Source organism: Streptomyces sp. NPDC060000 (assembly GCF_042737375.1).
Lineage (GTDB): Bacteria > Actinomycetota > Actinomycetes > Streptomycetales > Streptomycetaceae > Streptomyces.
Window position 1 is genome coordinate 88,587 of the sequence record NZ_JBHWUU010000005.1, and the last position, 21,245, is coordinate 109,831.

At 74.5% G+C, this 21,245-nt stretch carries 11 protein-coding genes and 2 pseudogenes; 3 read left to right on the forward strand and 10 right to left on the reverse strand.

What is annotated here, in order from left to right:
• The first annotated feature begins 320 nt into the window (after positions 1-320).
• Entirely contained in the window at positions 321-1,721 is a 1,401-nt protein-coding gene (locus ACFWBB_RS04810; RefSeq protein WP_385266978.1) for a cytochrome P450, read from the forward strand.
• A 286-nt stretch (positions 1,722-2,007) separates the two neighbouring features.
• On the opposite strand, the gene ACFWBB_RS04815 is transcribed toward ACFWBB_RS04810, so the two are convergent.
• The 8 genes and pseudogenes from ACFWBB_RS04815 to ACFWBB_RS04850 form a co-directional block, all read right to left on the reverse strand.
• Positions 2,008-2,571: a DinB family protein gene (locus tag ACFWBB_RS04815; protein ID WP_385266981.1), complete on the reverse strand. Its 564-nt coding sequence runs from the start codon at positions 2,569-2,571 to the stop codon at positions 2,008-2,010.
• Positions 2,572-2,658: 87 nt separating this feature from the next.
• The gene (locus tag ACFWBB_RS04820) at positions 2,659-4,533 is read right to left on the reverse strand and encodes a hypothetical protein (RefSeq protein WP_385266984.1); all 1,875 of its coding nucleotides are present in this window, start codon (positions 4,531-4,533) and stop codon (positions 2,659-2,661) included.
• Entirely contained in the window at positions 4,530-8,186 is a 3,657-nt protein-coding gene (locus ACFWBB_RS04825) for a DUF5682 family protein (protein ID WP_385266986.1), read from the reverse strand. Before ACFWBB_RS04825 ends, ACFWBB_RS04820 begins: the two co-directional genes overlap by 4 nt.
• 425 nt (positions 8,187-8,611) lie before the next feature.
• Positions 8,612-9,793: an AAA family ATPase gene (locus ACFWBB_RS04830; protein ID WP_385267146.1), complete on the reverse strand. Its 1,182-nt coding sequence runs from the start codon at positions 9,791-9,793 to the stop codon at positions 8,612-8,614.
• Between the two features lie 35 nt (positions 9,794-9,828).
• Positions 9,829-14,829, reverse strand: coding sequence for a hypothetical protein (locus ACFWBB_RS04835; RefSeq protein WP_385266989.1), 5,001 nt, complete (start codon positions 14,827-14,829; stop codon positions 9,829-9,831).
• A complete protein-coding gene (locus ACFWBB_RS04840) occupies positions 14,826-15,680 on the reverse strand; it encodes a DUF4132 domain-containing protein (protein ID WP_385266992.1) in 855 nt (284 codons plus the stop codon). Before ACFWBB_RS04840 ends, ACFWBB_RS04835 begins: the two co-directional genes overlap by 4 nt.
• A 215-nt stretch (positions 15,681-15,895) precedes the next feature.
• Positions 15,896-16,285 (reverse strand): cold-shock protein, encoded by a 390-nt coding sequence (locus ACFWBB_RS04845; RefSeq protein WP_385266994.1) that lies wholly within the window; start codon positions 16,283-16,285, stop codon positions 15,896-15,898.
• Positions 16,286-16,373: 88 nt separating this feature from the next.
• Positions 16,374-16,567, reverse strand: a pseudogene (locus tag ACFWBB_RS04850) (LysR family transcriptional regulator); the annotation flags it as partial.
• Between ACFWBB_RS04850 and ACFWBB_RS04855 the strand changes: the two are divergent.
• A pseudogene (locus ACFWBB_RS04855) lies at positions 16,554-17,163 on the forward strand (DMT family transporter); the annotation flags it as partial. The pseudogenes ACFWBB_RS04850 and ACFWBB_RS04855 overlap by 14 nt on opposite strands.
• A gap of 24 nt (positions 17,164-17,187) precedes the next feature.
• Here ACFWBB_RS04855 and ACFWBB_RS04860 read toward each other — a convergent pair.
• Positions 17,188-17,574 (reverse strand): DUF5997 family protein, encoded by a 387-nt coding sequence (locus ACFWBB_RS04860; protein WP_385266997.1) that lies wholly within the window; start codon positions 17,572-17,574, stop codon positions 17,188-17,190.
• Positions 17,575-17,632: 58 nt separating this feature from the next.
• On the opposite strand from ACFWBB_RS04860, the gene ACFWBB_RS04865 reads away from it, so the two are divergent.
• Positions 17,633-18,439, forward strand: coding sequence for a LysR family substrate-binding domain-containing protein (locus tag ACFWBB_RS04865; RefSeq protein WP_385266998.1), 807 nt, complete (start codon positions 17,633-17,635; stop codon positions 18,437-18,439).
• 16 nt (positions 18,440-18,455) lie between these two features.
• Here ACFWBB_RS04865 and ACFWBB_RS04870 read toward each other — a convergent pair whose 3' ends face one another.
• The gene (locus ACFWBB_RS04870; protein ID WP_385267001.1) at positions 18,456-21,245 is read right to left on the reverse strand and encodes a beta-L-arabinofuranosidase domain-containing protein; all 2,790 of its coding nucleotides are present in this window, start codon (positions 21,243-21,245) and stop codon (positions 18,456-18,458) included.

Consider the following 21,245-nt stretch of genomic DNA (forward strand, 5'->3'; position numbering starts at 1 on the left):
TCGAATATGGCAGCGATGCGGGAGCGGCCCCGGAGGATCACCGTTCTGTTGGCGTGAGTTGAGTCCTGGGGGACGCGGGTTGGTGCCGACGTGACAAGGACGCCCCTGAGGAACATGCGCGGTCGGGGGTCGGTGACATCAACGGCATCAAAATGGGTGGCAGTTGACGCGACGTCGCGGGCGGGCGGCAGCGGTTCCCACGACAATGCCGGGCAGCGCCCCCGTCGTTCACCGCGGAGGCGTCCTGGGATAGGGTCCGTCCGTTCCGGCTACCGGGTGAGGACGCGCCGGTACGGGGAGTGGCGGAGGGCGGCAGAGCGATGGAATCGCAGGTGGGCGACGGCGGATCCGTGGACCTGGACGGCGAGCGGTTGGAGACGTTGGCTCCCGAACCGCTGCTGACCCGGGACTACGAGACCCGTCCCTCGCTCGTGTACGAGAGGCTCAGGCAGCGGCACGGTGCGGTCGCGCCGGTCGATCTGCTGGGGGTGCCCGCCTGGCTGGTCCTGGGCTACCGCGAGTCGCTCGAGGTGCTCCAGGACGACGCCGGGTGGCCCAAGGGGCTGGAGAACTGGCGGGCCCGCTCGGAGGGCCGGGTGCCGGCCGACTGGCCGCTCGGTCCGTCCCTCGAGGTCAACCATGTGCTGATCCAGGGCGGCCCCGGCTACCGGCCGTTGCGGACGGCGTGGGACGCGGCTCTCAAGCCCTTCCAGGACCCGCGCCACCCGCAGGCCAAGAGACTGAAGACGGCCGTCACCGCCTACGCCGACGAACTGATCAGCCTGGTGGGACAGGCCGGCGGCACGGGCTGGGCCGACCTGTCCGCCCAGTTCTCCCGGCCGCTGCCGCTGATGGTGGCCAGCCATCTGCTCGGCTTCCCCGGTTCACAGGGCGACGACGCGCTGATGGACATGTGGCGGGTACTGGACGCGGGTCCGGACGCGGAGCCCGCCCTGGAACGGCTGCTGGCGGCGCTGGCCGAACTGGGGGCCGGGAAGCTGGAGAAGCCGGGGGAGGACTTCCCCTCGTATCTGCTGGCCGCGCACCCCGACCTCTCCCTCGACCAGCTCGCCCGCGAGCTGTTCATGCTGCTCGGCATGACCTCGGACCACGTCGGCATCCTCATCTCCAACACGGTGGTCGAGGTGATCTCGGGTGAGGGCGGCGTGCGGGCCAGCCTGTCCGCCGGGATGGTCAGGGAGAGCATGAACCGGGTGGTCATGCGCAAGCCGCCGCTGGTGAACTTCGTACCGCGTTTCGCGGCCGAGGACACCCGGCTCGGGAACTACACCATCCGGGCAGGTGAGCCGGTGTGGGTCTCCTCCGCGGCGGCGCACGCCGACCCGCTCTTCGCCGGACATGTGGAGTCGGGCACCACGGTCAGCACCCGGGCGCACCTGGCCTGGGGCGCGGGCCCTCGCCAGTGCCCGGCGCGCGAGCTCGCGTCGACGGTCGCGGCGGTCGGCGTGGGCCGGCTGTTCGAGCGGTTCACCCACCTGGACCTCGCCCTGCCCGTCGACCAACTGCCCTGGCGTTCCTCGCCCTTCATGCGGGGCCTGCGCTCCCTGCCCGTACGGTACGAACTCGCCACGAGGCCGGAGCAACCGTCCGCTCAGGTCCCGGACACGGAACCGGCCGGGACCGATCTGCCCGACGCGGAGGTCCGGCAGCGCTCGTCGCTGTGGAGCTATCTGACGGGCCTCATAGGCATGGGCCGCTGACCCCGGGACGCGCCACGGACGCCCCGGGAGCATGGGCACGCATCGGACTACGGCCGTAGGAGGACCCGGCCCGGTTCGATGCGGGCGATGTGCGGGGCCCAGCCCGTCGCGCGAGCATCCGGCGGCTCGGCGCAGGGCTGGTCGCTGTCCGGCACGACGGCGTGGGCGTCCAGGGCCCGGACGGTCGCACAGGCGTAGGGTCCGGGCGGTTGCGCGGGCGTCCAGGCCCCTGACGATGCCGTCGACGGCGCCGGGGCCGTCGACGGCATCGTCCGCCGTGGGCGCCTCAGCCCATGCTCTTCGCGCCGTCCAGCGACTCGCGGATGATGTCGGCGTGACCGGCGTGCTGGGCCGTCTCGGCGACGATGTGCAGCAGGACCCGGCGGGCCGACCAGCGCACGCCCGACTCGAACCACGGTGCGGGCGGCAGCGGGTGCCCCGCGTCCAGATCGGGCAGTGACGCGACCAGCTCGTCGGTACGGCGCGCCACCTCGTCGTACTCCTTCAGCACACCCGCCAACGTCTCACCGGGCAGCATCCGGAACTCGTCGGCCCGGCGGGCCCAGTCCTCCTCCGTCATGTTGTTGAAGTCGCCCATCACCGACGGGCCGTCCACGATGAAGGCCGCCCACTTCCGCTCCATCGAGGAGACGTGCTTGATCAGACCGCCGAGACAGAGCTCGCCGGCGGTGGGCCGCAGGCCGACCTGTTCATCGGTGAGATCACGGGTGGTGAAGCGCAGGAAGTGCCGCTGCTTGGCGAGCGACTCCAGCAGATCGGCACGCTCCCCGCCGACGGCGGCTGCCGGTGCTGCTGCGGTCTCGTCGAGCCTGGTGGTGTGCTTGCTCATGGTCGCCTGCTTCCGTGAGTGCTGTTCCGCGGTCGAGCACCACGTTAGGAGCGATAGAGGTCAGATGCTGTCCTAGAGGCATCGGATTCAGCGTCCTTCCGCCTCCGCCGCCGCCTCCACCGTCGCCGCGGCCTCCACCGTGGTCACCGCCTCCGCCGTGGTCACCGTCTTCGCGTCCGCCGCCGCAACTTCCGCGTGCGCCGCCTCCCGTGCGGCCGTCGCCGCCGTCGCTCCCCAGGCCGCCGCGCACAGCGCCCGCTCGACCTCGCCGGTGTAGAGCGCGGCGGCCAGCCAGGCGCGGGCGAAGCGGCCCGGGTCCGCGGGGAGCAGCCGGCCGAAGGCGTCGCGTGAGCGGTCAGCCGCGGCGGCCCGGAGGTCACCGAGCAGGTCGGCCGCGGTGACGAGACCGACGCGCCGCAGCCGCCCGCCGTCACCCGTCCCGCTGTCCGGGAAGCCGAGCACTCGGCGGCCCCCGGACACGGCCTGGTGCACACGGCGGCGCAGGAGGTGCAACGGGGCCTCGTCCACCGGGGGAGCGCCGGCGGCGGGCGCGGCCGGCACCGTGGGCAGGTCCGCATGCTGGAGGCGGTCCAGGCCCAGGTCCAGCCGGGCACCGGGCCGGGCCGGGTGTTCGGCGGCGAGCAGCAGGGCACGCGGGAGCGGCCCCGGCGCGAGACGCGCGACGACCCGCAGCCGACCGCCCCGGGCGGCGGCCAGGAGCCGGAGGTTGTCGCGGTAGGGGAGCCCGGGGTCGTCGTGGGCCGTGGCGAGCCGGACCGCGAGGCCGTCGCAGTCGGCCAGCAGGCTGTCCCCCCTGGCCTCGCGGATCGCGCCCGCCAGGGTGACGTCGAGGAAGAGCAGATCCTGGCCGCCGTTCAGGGCGCGCGCGACCTGCTCGGCGACCGGCACCGTCCACAGCCGGTCCAGCGGCTCGGCGCTCCACTCGGCACCCGACGCGCGTACCGCCCGCACCCCGGCCCCCGCGCCGAGCCGGCCGGTCGGGGACACGGTGGCGCCGGAGACCGCGAGGCCCGCGCGCGACAGCTCACGGTGGGTCAGGGCGGTGTCACCGATCCGTACGGCTCGGTCGGCGGCGCCGGTCGCCCGGCCGGGCCCGCCCGGAGCCACGTCGGAGACCGTGTAGAGGCGGCCCTCGGCGTCGGCCGTCCAGGTGACGGCGCCCGCGTACCCGGTCGCTGTCAGGACGGGCTCGGAGAAGAGCCCGTACAGTCGCAGCGAACCGTCCGGGGTGTAGGGCTGACGTACGGTGCCGCGCAGTTCGGCCAGGTCGGGGCCGGTCGCGAGCGGCAGGCGGTGTGCCATACCGAGGACGGTGCGCAGGGCGTCGACAAGATCGGTCAGCCGGTGGGCGGGATCGGCGGAGCGGGCCGCGCGTATCCCGTTGACCACGGAGACCGCGGAGGCGGCGAACCGGGGGAGGCCCGCGAGTCGCGCGGTGTGGGCGGCACGCAGAAGCGCCGCCTGGAGCACGGCACCGGATCCGTCCGCACCGGCTTCGAGTACGGCGGCCCCCGCGTCGTACACGGCCCGTGCGGCGGCGAGTTGGGCCGGGGCGGCGGTTTCGGCGGCGTCCGGCGGCGGTGCCCCTTCGTCTTCCGGCTGCGGGGGAGTGCCGTCGGGCTGGTCGGCGGGCGTGCTGTCGGGAGTGTCGCCGGCCACCGGTGCGGCCGAGGCCGCCGCCGCGCGGTGCAGGCAGTCGGGGGCGAGCAGGCAACCGCAACGGATCGCGTCGGCGCTGGTCACCGCGCCCCCGGGGGCGCGCAGTTCGAGGTCGGTGTCGTCGTCGACGGCGATCCGTACGGTGTCGCCCGCACGGACCACCGGACGAGCCGCCAGCTTGGCGATGCCCGCGTCGAGCCGCTTGCGCAGCCGGGGCGAGAGCGCCTCGACGAGTTCCGCGGTGACGGACGGGGCGACCGGAGGCAACAGGTCCGGGCTCATGCGATCTTCTCCCCTACCCAGCGGGCGAGTTCGAGCGGACTGAGAGCGGCCACGGGCATGCCCGCGGTGACGAGTTGACCCGCGACGCCCGTGGAGTAGCGCGGCCGGCCCGTGTCGTCGAGGCTCGCGCAGCCCAGGACGTGACATCCCGCACCGACCAGCGCACGCACCTCGGAGAGCAGTCCGCCGAGCGGATATCCCTCCTCGAAGTCGCTGATGACCACGACCAGCGTCCGCGACGGGACGGTGACCAGTTCGCGAGCGTGCCGAAGACCCGCCGCGATGTGCGTGCCGCCGCCCACACTGACCTCCAGGAGCAGCGACAAGGGGTCCTCGACCTGGCCGGTGAGGTCGATGACCTCGGTGGAGAAGGCCAGGAAGTGCGTGGACAGCGTCGGCACCCCGGCCAGCACCGAGGCCGTCAGCGCGGCCCACACCGTGGACGCCTCCATGGACCCCGACACGTCCGTGACCAGGATCAGCCGCCAGTCGGCGGCCCGCCGCGCCCGGGTACGGAACACCGGGCGCTCGGGGATGACCCGGATCGTGCCGTCCGGGCCGCGCCGCGCGGTCGCCAGGTTGGCGCGCAGGGTGCGCGGGAGGTCGAGCCCGCCGCCCGGACGCCGGCTGGGACGCGGCAGGACCGTGCCGTGCAGGGCGGGGCGCAGCCGGGTGGCCAGCTCCCGGGTCAGCGCCTCGACCAGCCGGCGTACCAGCGGACGCAGCGCTGCCAGCCGGGCCTCGGGCAGCCCGCCCGCGTGCCGCAGCACCGTGCGCAGCAGATCGACCGAGGGGCGCACGCTGTCCGCGTCCAGCTCGGTGAGCACGTCGTTGCGGCCCGACGCGGCGGCCGCCGCAAGTACCTCCTCCCGGATGCCCGGCCCGAACAGCGCGGCCAGCTCCTGCGACCACTCCCGCACCCCTGGATACGACGCCTCCCGGCCGCCGCCGGCCCCCGGACCCGTCAGGTCCCCACGACTGCCCTCGCCCCGCCCGCTGCCGTAGAGCTCGTCCAGAGCCGTCGCCAGGGCGCGTGCGGAATGCGGGAGCCGGTCGCTTCGGCGGCCGAGCAGGAGCCGCCAGCGGTCGGCGGGGGCGAGAAGACGGTCCTCCCCGGCGGGTCCCGCCTCCTCGGTGGGAGCCTTGTCGGTGCGAGGCGCGGCGGCGGGCGCCTGTGCGTCGTCGTCGGGCGCCGGAAGCAGGCTCAGCGACCGCAGGGTGGCGCGGGCCGCGAGGTCCGCCCCCGCCCAGACGGCGAGCGCGGCCGGGTCGAGCCCCCCGGTGTCGGCCACGCGTCCCGTGCCCAGGCGTTCCTCGACAGCCGCGAGCAGACGGTCGCGGGCCGCGGGACTCAGGGTCTCGAAGCCGCCGCGCAGCGCGGGCAGCCGGTGGAGGAACTCCCGGTCGGGAAGCTCCGAGACCCGGCCCAACAGGGGCTCCAGCGCGGGTGCCGCCGCTTCCAGCAGCGGACCCGCGGCGCTCAGCAGCCCACTCAGCCGAGCCGTCAGGGCCGACCGCGATTCGGCGTCGACGGCTCCGTCCACCCAGGACGCGACCCGGTCGCCGAAGGCCCGGGCGCCCTCCTGCCCGAGCAGCACCCGGACGGCCCCGGCGGCGCCACGCATCAGCGGGGAGCCGTCGGCGGCCAGCCGGGCGAGGGCGTCGGTGAGCCGGATCCCGCCCAACAGGTCGGCCCGGTGCGCGAGTTCGACCAGGGCGTGGGCGTCGGCCGGATCCTCGGAACCGGTCAGCCCGTCTACCTGCCGCACCGCCGCCGCGGTGAGCAGCTCGGCCACGGCGGCCGCCCGCCGCGTACGCTCCCCGTCGGGGCCGAGCCCCGGCACATGACCGGCCCGCAGCCGGTCCGACAGGGCCAGCCCGGCCAGGAGTTCGGGCAGCGTCCCGGCCAGGGGCAGCACCTCGGCGACGTCGTCGAGCCGTTCGTCCGCCAGCGGCTGAAGGCCGCACTCCGCGGCCTGTGCGAGCCCTTGAAGCACCTGCGCGGCCGTCGATCCGCCCGCGTCCCGCTCCGCGCGCCGACGTTCCCGCAGCACACCGTCGGCGGCCTGCGCCGAGGTGACCCCGCGCACGCCGGCCGCGGTCAGCATGGCCGCCGTCGCCGGCGTCCACCTCACCTCCCAGCGCGAACCGAGGGCCTCGGCGCCGCCCGCGCCGACGACCTCCCGCGCCTCGCCGTAGGGCACCCCGCACACCGTCAGCCGGCGCAGCAGCAGCTCACGGCGCCGGTCGAGGTCCGAGCGCAGCGGGTCGAGCCGTAGGTCCCGCGCCGGGCCCCAGGCGTTCTCCGGCCCGGGCAGGCCCAGCCCCGCCACCTCGGCCTCGACCGCGGGGACGAGGCCGCTGCGCGGCGCGTCGGGCGCCGGCCGGCCGGTGCGCGTGCCGACCAGTACCCGTTCCATCGCCCTCGCGACGGCGCGTCCCCGCCCGTACGGCTCACCCTGCGCGAGGACCGTCTGCACCGCCTCGACCAACTCGCCCCGGCCCGCCGCCGGCAACCCCCGCAGCCGGGCCAGATCCGAGGCCAGCCGGGTGATCTCGCGCGCGTCGGCCGGACCGGACGGATGCCCGAGCTCCCGCAACGCCGCACACACCCGTACGGCCGCGCGTGTCAGCGCCTCCTCCAGCGCCGCCGGATCGCCAGCCGCCCGCAGGACCATGTCCTGCCACTCCGGGTCCCGGATACCGGCCGGGTAACCGGAACGCTCGTCCAGCAGGGCATAGGCGTACGGGATCAGCGAGGTCGTCCACGCCACCCGGCCCGGAACGCCGCTCGCGCGCCGTCCGCCCTCGCCCGAACCACCGTCTCCGGCTCGCCCGCCGACGGTGGAACCGGTGGCTTCGGCCCGGCCGGTGTCGGTCGGTCCGGTGGCTCCGGGGCGGTCCTCGAGGGCTGCGGCGGTGTCGTGGCCGGCGGCGGGCGGGCCGGTCAGTGCCGGTGCGTGGAAGGCGCCGACGATCACGGCGGCCCGCTCGCCCCGGGCGGTGGCCTCGGCGATCCGGGACCGCATCCATCGCTCGCGCCGCAGATCCAGCTCGGGCACCCCGCCGGAGGCGGCCGCGTCCTCGCGCAGCGCCCACCCGGTCAGCAGAGCCGCCCGGCGCACCGCCTCGGGCGGGGAGCCCGGGGCGGCGGCCTCGACGAGCCGGTCCCACAGGTCGTCCCCGGGACGGCCGGTGAGCCTGGCCCGCAGCGCACCGGCGAGCCCGGGAGACGTGCCCTGCTCGGTGCCGTCGCGGCCCTCGCCCCACGCCCGGTCCGCGAGGGGCAGGTCGCAGGCGAGCACCGGGACGCCGTGCCGGGCGGCCCAGCGCACGGCGGCCAGCTCGGGCGAGAAGTCGGCGAACGGATAGAACGCCGGGCCACCGCCCCCGCCGTCCCCGCTCCCGCCGACACCGGGCGCGGCGGCGAGCGCGACCGGGGCCAGGGTCTCCTCGTGCCCGAGCCAGGGCAGCCATTCCTGCATCTCGGCCGGCAGCTCGACGAGCACCACGTCGGGCTTCGCCTCGTCCAGCAGCGCGGGCACGGCCGCGGCCAGCGAGGGCGCATGATGCCGCACGCCGATGAGATAGGGCCCGGCCGGGCAGGTCAGGACCGCGAGAGCCTCGTCCGGATTCCCCGGGGAGTCAGGCAAGTCCGGGGAGCCAGGGGAGCCCGGACCAGGGGAGTCCGGAGAGGCCGCCGAGTCCGGGGGATCCGGAGAGTCCGTGGAGCCCGGAGAGGCCGAGGATTCCGCGGAGCCCGGAAAGCCCGGGGAGGCCAGGGAGCCAGGGGACTCCGGGGAGGCCAGAGAGTCAGGGGAGGGAGGGGAGGCCGGTGAGCCCGAGGAGTCCGGGGAGCCCGGGGAGTCCGGCAAGCCCGGGGAGCCAGGAGACTCCGGGGAGGCCAGAGAGGCAGCGGAGGGAGGGGAGGCCGGTGAGTCAGGGGAGGGAGGGGAGGCCGGTGAGTCAGGGGAGGGAGGGGAGGCCGGTGAGTCAGGGGAGGGAAGGGAGGCCGGTGAGTCAGGGGAGGCCGGTGAGCCCGGTGCGTCCGGTGCGGTGGGGTGGAGGGACACGGCTGTCAGCCCTCCAGGACCGTGCGCAGGTCCCACAGGGTGCGCCAGGTGGCGGAACCCTGTTCGGCGCGGCGCCGGACGGGCCCGTCCCAGTAGCCGCGCAGCCGGGCCGCGTCGGCAGGGTCGTCCTTGCGGACCACGCCCAGCAGATGGCCCGGCAGCAGCCCCAGAACATCCCGGTCGCCCGGGAAGTACGCCGCCGAGAGCGCCAGCGCGCCCGCGACGGACACGGCCTCAGCGGTGCTCATCACCGTGGAAGGCCGCTCGACCTCCCAGCCCTCCGCCGACCGGCCCTCACGGAGATCACGGAAGGCGGTGACCAGGGCCTCCAGCACGGCGTCGTCGACCTGGAAGGATGCCCCGACCCGCTCCACCGAGGCCCGGGCCTGGCTGCGCACCAGTGCCGTCTCGGCATCGAGGTCCGGGATCGGCCCGACCGTCTCGAAGTTGAAACGGCGCTTGAGGGCCGCGGACATCTCCGAGACGCCCCTGTCCCGGAGGTTGGCCGTGGCGATGAGGGTGAAGCCGGGCGCGGCGTGCGCCAACGCGTCCTCCGTGCCCGCGAGTTCGGGTACGGCGATGCGCCGCTCCGACAGCAGCGAGACCAGGGAGTCCTGCACCTCGGGCAGGCAACGTGTGATCTCCTCGACCCGGGCGACGGCGCCCCGCGACATCGCGGTGAGCACCGGCGAGGGCACCAGCGCCTGCCGGCTGGGCCCCTGCGCCAGCAACAGGGCGTAGTTCCAGCCGTACTTGAGCTGGTCCTCGGTGGTACCGGCGGTACCCTGTACGACCAGCCCGCTGGTGCCGCACACCGCGGTGGACAGCAGCTCGGACAGCATCGACTTGGCCGTACCGGGCTCGCCGACGAGCAGCAGCCCGCGCTCACCGGCCAGCGTGACCACGCACCGCTCCACCAGCGCCCGGTCGCCGACGAACTTCCCCTCCACCACCAGTCGGCGCGGCACCCCGTCGGGCGCCCCGGCTCCGTCGGGCAGCTTCAGGGCGCGGCCGTCGCTGCCCATGACGAACGTGACGACGGCGCGCGGGGTGAGCCGCCAGGCGGGCGGGCGCGGCCCGTCGTCGTACGCGGCCAGGAAGGCCAGCTCGTCTGCGTACCGGTCCTCGGGCGGGACGATCTGGCGGACGGGGCCGGCGGAGCCGGGGGAGGGGGCGGTGGTGATCATCGGCGCGCGCTCTTCCAGGTGGGGCGGGACAGTGGTCATCGGCGACGGCCCTTACGGGTGGCGCGGGTGGTGAGCTGCTCGTAGGCCGGGGCGTCGCCGGAGCGGACGCGCTCCCACGCGCGCGTGAACAGCTCGGGCACCGGCACCAGCGGCACCACGCCCGAGTAGGCGCGGACCGCGTACAGGCCCTCCTTCCAGATCTCCACCGGAAGCGCGGGGGACCTCAGGTCCAGCCAGCCGCACGGCAGGAAGAGGGTGCGCCCGGCACGCGCCCGCTTGGCCTCGACGACCAGGTCGCTCGCCGCGAGTTCGGCGCGTGCCTTCTTCGTCCGGGCGGGCTTCCAGCCGGTCCAGCGGGCACAGTTGCGGTCCGTCGGGTCCGGGAGAGCCAGCAACTGGAGGTAGAGCGCCGCCGCGTCCTCGCCCAGAGCGTGGTGCGCGGCGACCTCGGCGACCAGCTCCGGCACGGTGAAAGCCGGGTTCTGGGCGTGTCCTGCGGGTTCCCCGGGATCGCCCCCCGCCGCGAGCGCGCGGGTCAGTTCCCCGTCGAGGATGGTGCGCAGGGCCCACATGCCCTCGCTCCGTCCCGGCCCGACCAGCCCCTCGACCAGCCCGAACACGGGGTCGTCGGGAGAACGCAGCGCGCTCGGCCGGACCAGGACGGTCTCCTGGTCGCCGTACCACGGGCGCAGCACCAGCGCCTCGCCCACGTGCGTCAGACCGTGCGCGTCGGCGCCCCCGGTGGCGGGCAGCCCGTATGCCTTGCGCACTTCGACGGCGGTCGAGGAACCCTTGTCCGTCCATGCGATGTCCAGGTCGAGCAGCAGGCCCGGATCGGCGAGGCGGCGGCGCAACGCGGCGAGGCTCTCCGGCAGGACGGCCCGCAGGGGGTGCCCGAACGGCAGGTGGTACGCGAGGCCGGACAGGGCGGCCACGGCACCCCGCAGGTCGCTCTGACCGGGCAGCGCCGCCCGGTCCTCCGCGAACAGGTTGCCGTCCTTGTCCGGCCGCTGGACCGTGACGCGGCTGATCCAGGGGGTCAGCCGCGGATTCAGGATTTGCTCGGCGGAGCCGAGGGGCGTGCCGCCGAGGGAGAGTTCGGCGGCGAGATCCTCGGGCAGCCGCACGACCTTGCCGAGCCGCTCGGCCCACACCCGGCCCGCGGCCGCGGTGTCCGGCCCGGCCGTCCACAGGTCACCGGGGTTCGCGGGCAGCAGCGCGCCGACCAGGGCCGCCCGGTCACCGCTTGCGACCGTGGACAGCAGGGTGTCGCCCAGCTCCTTCTGGCGCGGCTTCAGCCCGGTCGCGGATATCACCTCGGCCGTGAGCTGTTTCGGTTTTCCGGCGAGCAGCAGAGCCGCCTGGAGCGGACCCAGCCCGCCGTGTGCCGCGGCGGCGAGGGCGTCGGACGCCTCAGGCTGCCAGGGCGCCGGGCCCTTGTCCCGGACGAGGGCGGTGACGGCGGCCAGCGCGTCGGCGGGGAACAGCGCCGGATGCGCGGTCTCCCGCTCCAGTGTGAAGTGGGCGATCGCACCGGATCCGCCGGCCGGATCGTGGTCCAGGGCGAGCCAGTGCACCCGCCCCGCCTGCCGGTCGACGTTCTGGCAGCCGAGCACCACGACGACACGGCCGTCCCGGCGCAGCACCTGACCGACGCGTTCCTGCTTCTCGTGCGGCTCGCTCAGCACGACCTCGCGCAGGGCGCCCCCGGCGGCGGCCAGCGGCCCGTCCGTGATCGCCTCGAACAGCAGCAGCAGCGCCTCGCGGTGCGCCTCGGTCACCGTGGCGGAGGCGGCGCGGTACGCGAGCGGGCGCAGCACGTCCAGCGCGGGTGTCCACACCAGGCCGATGCCCGGGAGGGTGAACTCGTCGCTGCGCCACCCGTCTGCGGCTCCGGTGGACCGGGCGGCCTCGGCCAGGGCCTTGCCGTCGGCCGGCTTCCCGGACAGCACGTGGTTCACGGCGCGGATCTGGCGCAGCGTGTTCCAGCGGGTCTCGCTGCCCCACCACCCGTGCAGCTCGGTGAGGCCGGTGGTGGCCTCGCGCAGCGTCGCGTCGTCGCCGTACTCGGGCCTGAGGTCGGCGAACATGCCGTCCACGCGCTGCCGTTCCGCCTTCGGCCGCTCGACCGGAGGTGCCACGAACGCGGCGGTCGACTCCCCGAGCCGGAGCGCCGCGCGCACGAGCGCGGCCACACCCGCGACGAGGTTCGCGTCGCCGAGCGAGGGCAGGGCGCGGGTCACGACCTCCTGGACGACCTCGTCGGCGGGCGCCACGACGGCACCGGCCTCCGAAGCCCCGTCGATCACCCGGGCCGCCGCCAGCTTCTCCTGCCGTCGCGTCAGCGCCTCCGCCGCCGCCCGCAGCACGTCGGCCGCCTGCTCGTCGGTCAGCGCGCGCAGCACCGCCGACGCGCGCTCGTCACGCGGACGAAGAGCGTGCCAGAAGCCGACCGGCGGGACGAACCGGGTGCCGGCGGCGAACTCGCCGCCGCGCTCCATCGGCGTCACCCGGCCCAGTTCCCCGGCGGCGGACGTGTCGTCACCCGCGTACAGGGCGATCTGCCGGTGCAGACCGACGGCGACGGGCTCGGCCCCGCCGGGCAGCCGCAGCGCGCCGAGCAGGACGCCCGGCGCCCGGCCACCGGCCCACGGCAGGGTGACCGTCCGGCCGTCCGGCGTACCGGCGACCGTACGGGCCTCGGCGCCCTCGCCCTCGGTGCGCACCCAGCGGCCGAGCACCGTGCCGTCCGTGCCGAACGGGCTCTGCTCCAGGCCGGGTTGGAGGGGAAGTACCTCGCAGTGCTGGGGCAGCAGGGTCGCGTCCTCGTGGATGCCGGATTTCAGGAAGGCGGGCAGGGAGGCCCGCCCGTGGGTGCCGCTGGCCGGGTCGTACTCGAGCCAGACCTGCTGCCGGCCCTGCCTGCCCTGGCGCCAGTACGTGGTGCCGTCACCGAGGATGCGACGGCCCGGCGGCACGACGGTGTCACCGGCGTGCAGTGTGCGTCCACCGGTGGCCCGACCGCCTGCGGGCAGCGGGATAGAGGGCTCACCCGCGTCGTTGCCGCCGTACCACTGCGGGATCTGCTCGCCGCCGAGGGGGAACACATCGGCCGGGCGGGCCGACCAGTAGCCGAACTGCTTGCCGTTCTGCCGCCACATGACGAGGAGTTCGCCGTCCGTGTAGCGGTAGCGCGGGCGCTGCCAGCGGTCCAGCTCGACGGGCAGCCGCAGATCGTGCTCCAGCAGGATCTCGTCGGGGCCGACGACCAGCACCTTGTGGGCGCGGGCCACGATGAGCGCGGGCCAGGCCTCGCTGACGCTCAGCGTGTCGTCGCGGTCGCGCCGGGTCTCGGCGTCGAGCCGCCGCAGCGCCTCGTCCAGCGCGGGCCAGCCCAGCTCGTCCAGGACGCCCGCGCGCAGCGTGTGCCCGAGCAGCGGTGCGACCGCGTGCGCGGCGACCTCGGCGACGGCCGCCGGGCTGACCCGGGCGGCCACCGCGCGCAAGGGGCGCAGCCGTTCCAGCGCCGCCCGTGCGGCGGGCAGGCCGACCGCCGAGGTCAGCTCCCCGGCCGCGTCGTCCAGCCACTCGCGCAGCACGTCACCGAGGACCGGGTGGGCGGCCAGGCCTTCCAGCACCTCGGGCGCGGGGCGGTGGCCGCTGACGGTGCCGATGTCGGCGTACAGCAGCCGTCGCAGCCGCGGGTCCGCCGCCGTCGCGGTCAGGTCGCGTCCGCCGGGCAGGGTTTCGCGCAACCAGCGGTCCAGGGACAGGTACACGACCTGGTCGGGGCCGGGCAGCGTCAGCGGCACGCCTTGCGCCGCGCACAGGTCCAGCAGGTCGAGATCGGCGCCGGCGTGCCAGCGGCCCGAGCACAGATCCACGGGACGGCCGACCTCGCGCAGCCGGGGCGCCATCCGCTCCACGAGGGTCAGGGTGGCCGGGGAACGGCGGCTGACGTTGCCACCGTGCTTGCGGTGCTGCGCCCACCGGCCGAGCCAGTCCGCCGGGTCCACGTCGGCGGGCGTCTCACCGGTGAGGAGCAGATCCGCCCCGCACTCCACGAGCAGCGCCAGCCAGAACTCGTCGTCCTCGACGGACCGCCCGAGGCCGGCCGGCATGATCTCCAACAGCCGCTCCCGCACCTGCGGTCGCCGCTCGGCGAGGACCGCGAGCGTCGTCCGGTAGGCGTTCCAGAAGGACGCGGGGGCCCGGACCGCGGCGGGCGAGGAGAGCAGTTCCGCGACCAGCCCGCACTCCTCGGTGACCCGGTCGAGACCGGCGGCCCTGATCAGCCCGCGCGCGTCCTGCGGCAGGGAGGCGTACGGCGGCATCCCGGCCGCGCAGCGCTCCACCGTCAACTGCCGGAACTGCGACCAGGCCTCGGCCGCGTCGAGCCGGGCCGCGAGAGCCTTGACGTGCTCCTTGAGCGCCTTGACCGTGAGCGCCCCGGCGAAGGCGAACTCCAGGAACACGGCCCGCTGCCGCTCCTCGTCCACCTTCAGCGCGTGCACCCGCTCGGCCTCGCGGGCCTTGCCGAAGAACGCGGACGCGTACGTGGTGTTCTCGTACTGGAGGAAGACACGGGCGGCCTGCTCGTAGAAGGTGGGCAGGAAGTGCGGCACCGCCCGGCCGAGCCGGGTGCCGAGCTCCTCGAAGCCGTCCTTGGCCGTGCCGGGGCGGGACTTGGCCTGCCGCGCGAACCGCTCGACGTCCTTGACCAGCGCCAGCGCGTGGTGGCCGTTCGCCGGGTCGTTGACCAGCGCCCAGGCAGGGAAGCCGAGCGTCTCCCGGCGCACCTGGCCGACCACGGGGGTCTTCGGGTCCCGGGCCAGTCCGAGGAACTCCAGCGCCAGGTCCTCGGCCTCGCCCAGGGTGCCCGGCACCAGCCGCACGATCTGCCGGTCGTCCAGCGCGGGATGGGAGTACCTGCGCACGGTGAGGGCGTCGGCGTCCTCGCGGTCGGTGCTGCCCGGGGGCAGGACGGCGCCCGCGTCGAGCAGCGCGCTCGCGGTGGCCTCGTCGTAGGTCGTCATGCCGCCTGCTCCTCGTCCTCGATGTCGCGCCCGGCGTACAGGGCCGCCGCCATGCGCATGCCCTCGGACCAGGCCACCGGCCCGATCTGCCCGAGCTTCAGCACCCGGCCCGCGGAGTCGGTGAACATCAGGGGGCCGGTCTCCGCCTCCTGGTGGCCCTCGTAGTCGCCGACCCACACCCGGGCCTCGACGGTGCGGTGGTCCTCGAGGACCGAAGCGACGGCGTGTCCGCCGCGCACGCGGTAGCCGAGCTGGGTGACCCGGCCGTGCAGGAACCGCTGCTCCTTGAAGGCGCCGCCCGCGTACTCCTCGACCGAGGTGCCCTCCGTGTCGAGCGTCGCTGGACGCCGCCACACCTCGCGGAAGAGCTGCTGGGCGCGCTGCCCTACACCGAGCTCGACGGCGAACTCCCGCAGTTCCTCCAGGTCGTCGAGGAGCACGGGGTGCGGGAGACGGACGAGTTCGGGCGTGATGCGGACGGTGTCGCCGTCGAGGTCGACCAGACCGAGGCCGCGCTCGGGATCGGCGTCCCGCAGGAATCCGGCCACCTCGCCGTCGGCTCCGGTGACGACCAGGTCGCGCAGCGCGGCCTGCCAGGCGGGGTCGGGCCACACCTGCGCGAGGACCGCGAACGGCACCGGCAGCGAGCGCACCATCCACCGCTCCACGTCGGCCAGGCACTGGCGTTCGTGCCGTTCCAGCCACTCGGTGAGCTGACGCAGGCCCACCACGGCCGGCTCGTCGGCGATCTTGGGCGGCACGGACTTCAACCGCCGCCCCGCCGCGTTGCGGCACACCACCTTGCCGTCATCGAGGGCGACTTCGTAGTCGCCGGCCGACACCCACCCCATGTGTGCCTCCCGCACCCGCAGTGATCAAGTGACGGGAACTGTAGATCAGGCCACTGACAACGGGATCCGGAAGACTACGGGGCGGGCGGCCCCCCGGGATCGAGGAGGACGGGAGTGCAGGCCGGCCCCCTGTTCGGGCAGGAAGGCAGCGCGGGCCATCGACCTGTGCCGGGCCTCATCGCGGACGCCACGCGTCCACGGCGAGGCGGGTGGCGTCAGCCCTCGACCCACCCATGGTTCTTGGCGAACTGCGCCAGCCCGGCGCGCACCTGGACGATCTGCTCACCGGTGAGCGAGGGCGCCGCCGTCAGCAGCGCCTCGGTGACGTCCCGGGTGAACTCCTCCGTGCTGAGCACATCGCACAGCACGTCGTCGTCGGCGGCGAGGGGCTGGCCGTCCGCACCTCGCGCGAGCCGTACGCCGGACGCCTTCGGACCGCGCTCGCCGTCCTCGATCTCGAACTCCACCACGATGCCCCGGCGCACCTGCGACTCGGGCATCAGCATGTCGTTGACGTGCAGGAAGACATCCTCCCCGCCGTCGTCGGGCGCGATGAAACCGTAACCGCGCTGACTGTCGAAGCGCACCACACGACCAGCGACCATCCCAACCCCCAGCAACCTCGAAACACCCACGTCGGTGGACCTGCCCAGATCGTAGTCAAACCGACGGGTTCCGGGCGACTCAGGGGATTCACGGTGCGCGGTACGACGTGGTGAGCAGCTCGACCACGGCCTGGGTCGCGGGGTGCGGGTCGGCGCGCCACCACACCGGACGGACGGCGACGGGCTCGGCGTTACGCACCGGCCGGCCGGTAGGCGACGCCGGGCCGCGAGCACTGGTCTGGCGGTCGGCTCGGCGGTCATCCCGACGCTGCGGCCGGTCTTCGGGGCGAAGAACCTGTCGCTGTACACGGCCGTCGACCGTGTCGGGCTCGGCCTCGCGGTGACCCTGGAGTTCCCCGGGCCGCCGGCCATGGCGCCGGCCGCCGCGCGCCGCCGGGTCGACGCCTGCTGCGCGATCATCGCGGCGGCGGGGCGCGGTCACCCTGATGCGCCCGCGGTCCTCGACCGACTACCTGGGGCTGGGGCTCGGCCTGCCGGCCGCCGTGTGCCGGGCGTCGTGCATCCTGCTCAACCGCACCGCCGGCCGGTGCGTCCCCGGCGCCCAGGCCCCGACGGCCGCCGCGACCGTCTCCGCCCTGCTGTTCCTGCCGGTCGGCGGTGGTCCCGATGCTGCGCCACCCGCCGGCAGCCCGGGACGTCGGCTGTGCCGTCGCCGCCGGGGTCCTCTCCTCCGCGGTGCCTCGCCGACCTCTTCACGCTGCGGCACGTGCCCGCTGCCACGTTCGGCCTGATCATGAGCGTCAGCCCGGTGCTCGCCGCGCTGGTCGGCCGGTTCGGGCTCGGGCAGCACCCCGGCCCCGTCGGCCATCGCCGCCGTCGTCTGCGCCAAGGCCCTCAGCATCCTGGTGCCGCGCCGACGACGACCGCGTCGACGGCCGGGGTCAGGACTCGGCCCGCTCCGCGTTGCGCTTCTTGATGCGGACGGTCTCCTTGCGGACCTCGGCCTGGGTGGCGCGCTCCTTCTCCAGCCACTCGGGCCGGGCGTCCTTGAGGGCCTCGATCTGCTCGGTGGTGAGCGCCTCGGTCACCCCGCCGCGGGCCAGGCCCGCGATGGAGACGCCGAGCTTGGCCGCGACCACCGGACGCGGGTGCGGGCCGGACTCGCGCAGCTCGACCAGCCACTCGGGCGGGTTCGCCTGGAGTTCGGTCAGCTCGGCGCGTGAGACCACGCCCTCCTGGAACTCGGCGGGCGTGGCGGGGAGGTGCACACCCAGCTTCTTCGCCGCGGTGGCGGGCTTCATCGTCTGGGTGCTCTGCTGCGACTTCATACGGTCCAGGGTATCGGCCGCCGCGGAGAGCTCCGACCACAGCCGGTAACCTGGCGGGATGACCGACTCGGCGGACTCCCCCTCGTTCCGGCTCGCGTACGTCCCCGGAGTGACGCCCGCCAAGTGGGTGCGGATCTGGCACGAGCGCCTGCCCGACACGCCCCTCACCCTCCTCCAGGTGCCCCTCGCCGAAGCCTCCGAGGTCTTGCGCGAGGGCGCCGCCGACGCGGCCTTCGTGCGCCTCCCGGTGGACCGTACGGTGTTCAGCGCGATCCCCCTGTACACGGAGACGACCGTCGTCGTGGTGCCCAGGGACCACGTGATCACGGCGGCCGAGGAGGTCACTCTGGAGGACCTCGCCGACGAGGTGGTCCTGCACCCCCTCGACGACGTCCTCGGCTGGGAGCAGCCGCCCGGCGAGGCCGCCTTCGAGCGTCCGGCCACCACCGAGGACGCGATCGATCTGGTCGCGGCGAACATCGGCGTCCTGGTCGTCCCGCAGTCCCTGGCCCGCCTCCACCACCGCAAGGACCTCACCTACCGCACGGTCGTCGACGCCCCCCGGTCGGACGTCGCCCTCTCCTGGCCCGAGGAGGCGACCACCGAGCTGGTCGAGGACCTCATCGGCATCGTCCGGGGCCGCACCGTCAACAGCACGCGGGGCCGTACCCCGCAGGCTCAGGAGCGCAAGGGCGAGCGGCGCAAGCCGCAGCCGGGTGGCGCCGCGCGCAAGAGCACGGCCGGGGGCGCCGCTGCCCGAGGCCGCAGCGGGGGAGCGAAGGGCGGGGGAGCGAAGGGCGGCGGCGCGAAGGGCGGGGGCGGCCGGCGCGGTACCGGCGGCGGCAAGCCCCGCCGCCGGTCGTAGCGACCTCTCCCCGGCGTCAGGGCACGTACGTCGCCCCGCGCGCGGTGCTCACCACCTTCGCTCCGTCGGCCGTGCCGAGCAGCCCGGCCGCGACCCACGCGTCCACCACCGTGCGCACCCGCGCCACCAGCGCCGGCTTCCCGGCGAACGGAGCTCCCGCCCACACCTCGTCGAGCAGGGTGGTGCCCTCCGCCTTCGCCGGGTTGGCCACGCCCGAGTCGGTGTCAGCGAAGACGATCCGGGGCTCGGCCCGCCGTATGTAGGCGTGTGTCGGATCCTCGGTGCCCTCGAGGAAGGGGGCGAACTCGGTGCCGTCGAGCGTGTAGTGCAGCGGTTTCCCGCTCACCGGCGTGAGAGAGGGCAGCAGGTCGCCGGAGAGGGCCGCGTTGCGGTAGAGGCCGAACTCCAGGTAGGTGGTGGCGGAGTTGCGGGCGACGAGGTTGACCGGGCCGTGGAACAGGGTCTGCAGGGACGGGTCGTCCAACGCCTTCTCCACCCGCAGCCGGAACGGCATCGCCACCCGGACGACGTCCCCGTCCCGCCAGGTCCGCGACACGGTGAAGTAACTGCCGGGCGTGGGCGTCCCGTGCACCTTCCGCCCGTTGACCGTGACCTGGAAACCGGCCGTCGCCCAGGACGGCACGCGCAGCCGCAGCGCGAAGGCGGCCCTGCGTCCCCGGACGGTGAGCGTGCTGCCCTGCTCGCGCGGGAAGCCGGTGCTCTGCGTGACGGTGACGCCCTGCTCCGCCCAGGTGAGCGTGGACGGGCTGTAGAGATTGACGTACAGCGAGCCGCCGTCGGCCGCCCTGAAGTACACCGAGTCCTGGTACTTGGTGGCGCTCTCCATGCCGGTGCCCTCGCAGCAGGTCGTGCCCTGCTTGGGGGTGTAGTCGCGCACATGGCCCGGGTTGAGCCCGATGAAGTACGTGACCAGCGGCTTCTCCGCGTCCGGGGTGTCCTGCCTGGAGCCGAGGACCTGGTTGTACAGGGCCCGCTCGTAGTAGTCCATGTACGCGGGGTCCTGCTCGTGGAAGAAGAGGGTCCGGCTCAGCTTCAGCATGTTGTACGCGCAGCACGTCTCGGCGGTGGTCGTGCCGATCGTCCCCGCGATGACGTCCCGCGCCTTCCAGAACTCGCCCGTGCTGGTGCCGCCGATGCCGTACACGCGGTGCGGTACGACCATCCGCCAGAAGTTCTTCGCGGCGGTGAGGTAGCGCGCCTCACCCGTCGCGTCGTAGAGCCGCACCAGCCCGGTGAAGATCGGGATGTGCTGGTTGGCGTGCAGGCCGTCGAGCGTGTCGGTGTCGGCCGCGCAGGCGTCGATGAGCTTGTCGAGGTCGAACAGCCGGGCCAGCGCCAGGTGTTCGTCGTTTCCGGAGAGGGCGTGCAGATCGCAGATCGCCTCGACGATGCCGCCGAACTCGCCGCTGGAGAAGATGCCCCACATGCGCTGGAGCGTCGCCGCGGGCAGCTTCGACAGGCGGGAGTACATCCAGTCGCACATCCCGGACGCCAGGTCCAGCGCGCGGTCGTCGTCGGTGGCGAGGTACGCGTCCAGCAGACCCCTGAGGATCTTGTGGGCGGTGTAGTAGGGCGCCCACACCTTCGTGTAGTCGCTGCCGGTCATCGACTCCAGCTGGATGAACTGGGTCTCCGGGCAGGCCGCGAGGAACCCGGGATGGCTGGGCCCGCCCCAGGTGCGGCGCAGGGTGGCGGTCAGGCCGCGTCCGGAGGAGTCCGCGAACGTGGATCCCGAGGTCTCGTCGAAGGCGTACGAGACGAGGTCGCCGGCTGCCCGCCCGTTCTGCAACCCGGTGACCTCGTCGGCGGTCAGCGCGCGTGACCAGACGTCGAAGCCGCCGAAGGCGCCCGCGAAGACGGGATCGGACGCGTAGTGGGACCGGCCGAGCCAGTGGCCGGTGAGGGTGCCGAGGGCGGCCGGGGTGAGTGACATGGCGGTGTTCCGGGCCACGGCCGTGCCGTTGACGTACAGGGTCCCGGTGCCACCGGTGAGGGTCACCGCCAGATGGCTCCACCGGCCGAGGGGCAGCGCGGCCGTGCCGTCGAGCCCCTGCTCGCCGCCCGCCCCGCCGGTGGTGATGGCGAACCGGGGCACGCCGCTCGCGTTGCGGGCGGCCAGGTACAGATAGCGGGTCGTGTCGTTGCCGAAGTCGAGGATCCGGGTCCAGCCGGCGTCGTGGGTGGGCTTCACCCAGGCGGCGAGGGTGATCGCCGTGGCGTCCCCGAGGACGCCGACGGGCAGGTCGACGTACTTGTAGGAGCCGCGGACGTTCTCCACCGCCGTACCGGACCGCCCGTCGGTGCTCAGGACGACGGGGTCGTGCCGCAGGGCCTCGCGGACCTCCGTCAGCGCGCCGACCGCCGTGCGGATACGGTCGGCGAACACCCGCTCGCCGGTACTCGCGTACGCCTGGGAGAGCATCGTCAGGAAGTGGCCGGTGTAGTGGCCGCGCAGGTTGCCGTTGGCCTCCCCGTCCAGACCTTCCCAGCCGCCGGGGGCGACCGCGCCGAGGGTGGAGAGGCCGGCGTTGGCTCGGAAGACCTGGAGCAGCCGGTTCACGTCGTAGCCGCGTGCGTGGTCGAGCATCAGCTGCCGCTTGGCGGCGAAGACGCCGGGGCCGAGCGTGACGTCCTCGAGGCCGAAGGGCAGGAGGGACCAGGCGGCCGGGGGCGGAGACTGCGTCGCCGAGGCCCGCGTGGCGGCCGTGGCGGAGAACACGGGAACGGCCGCCGCCGCGAGCATCGCGCTGCGCAGAAGCGTCCGTCGGGTGAGGGGCGGTGCCAT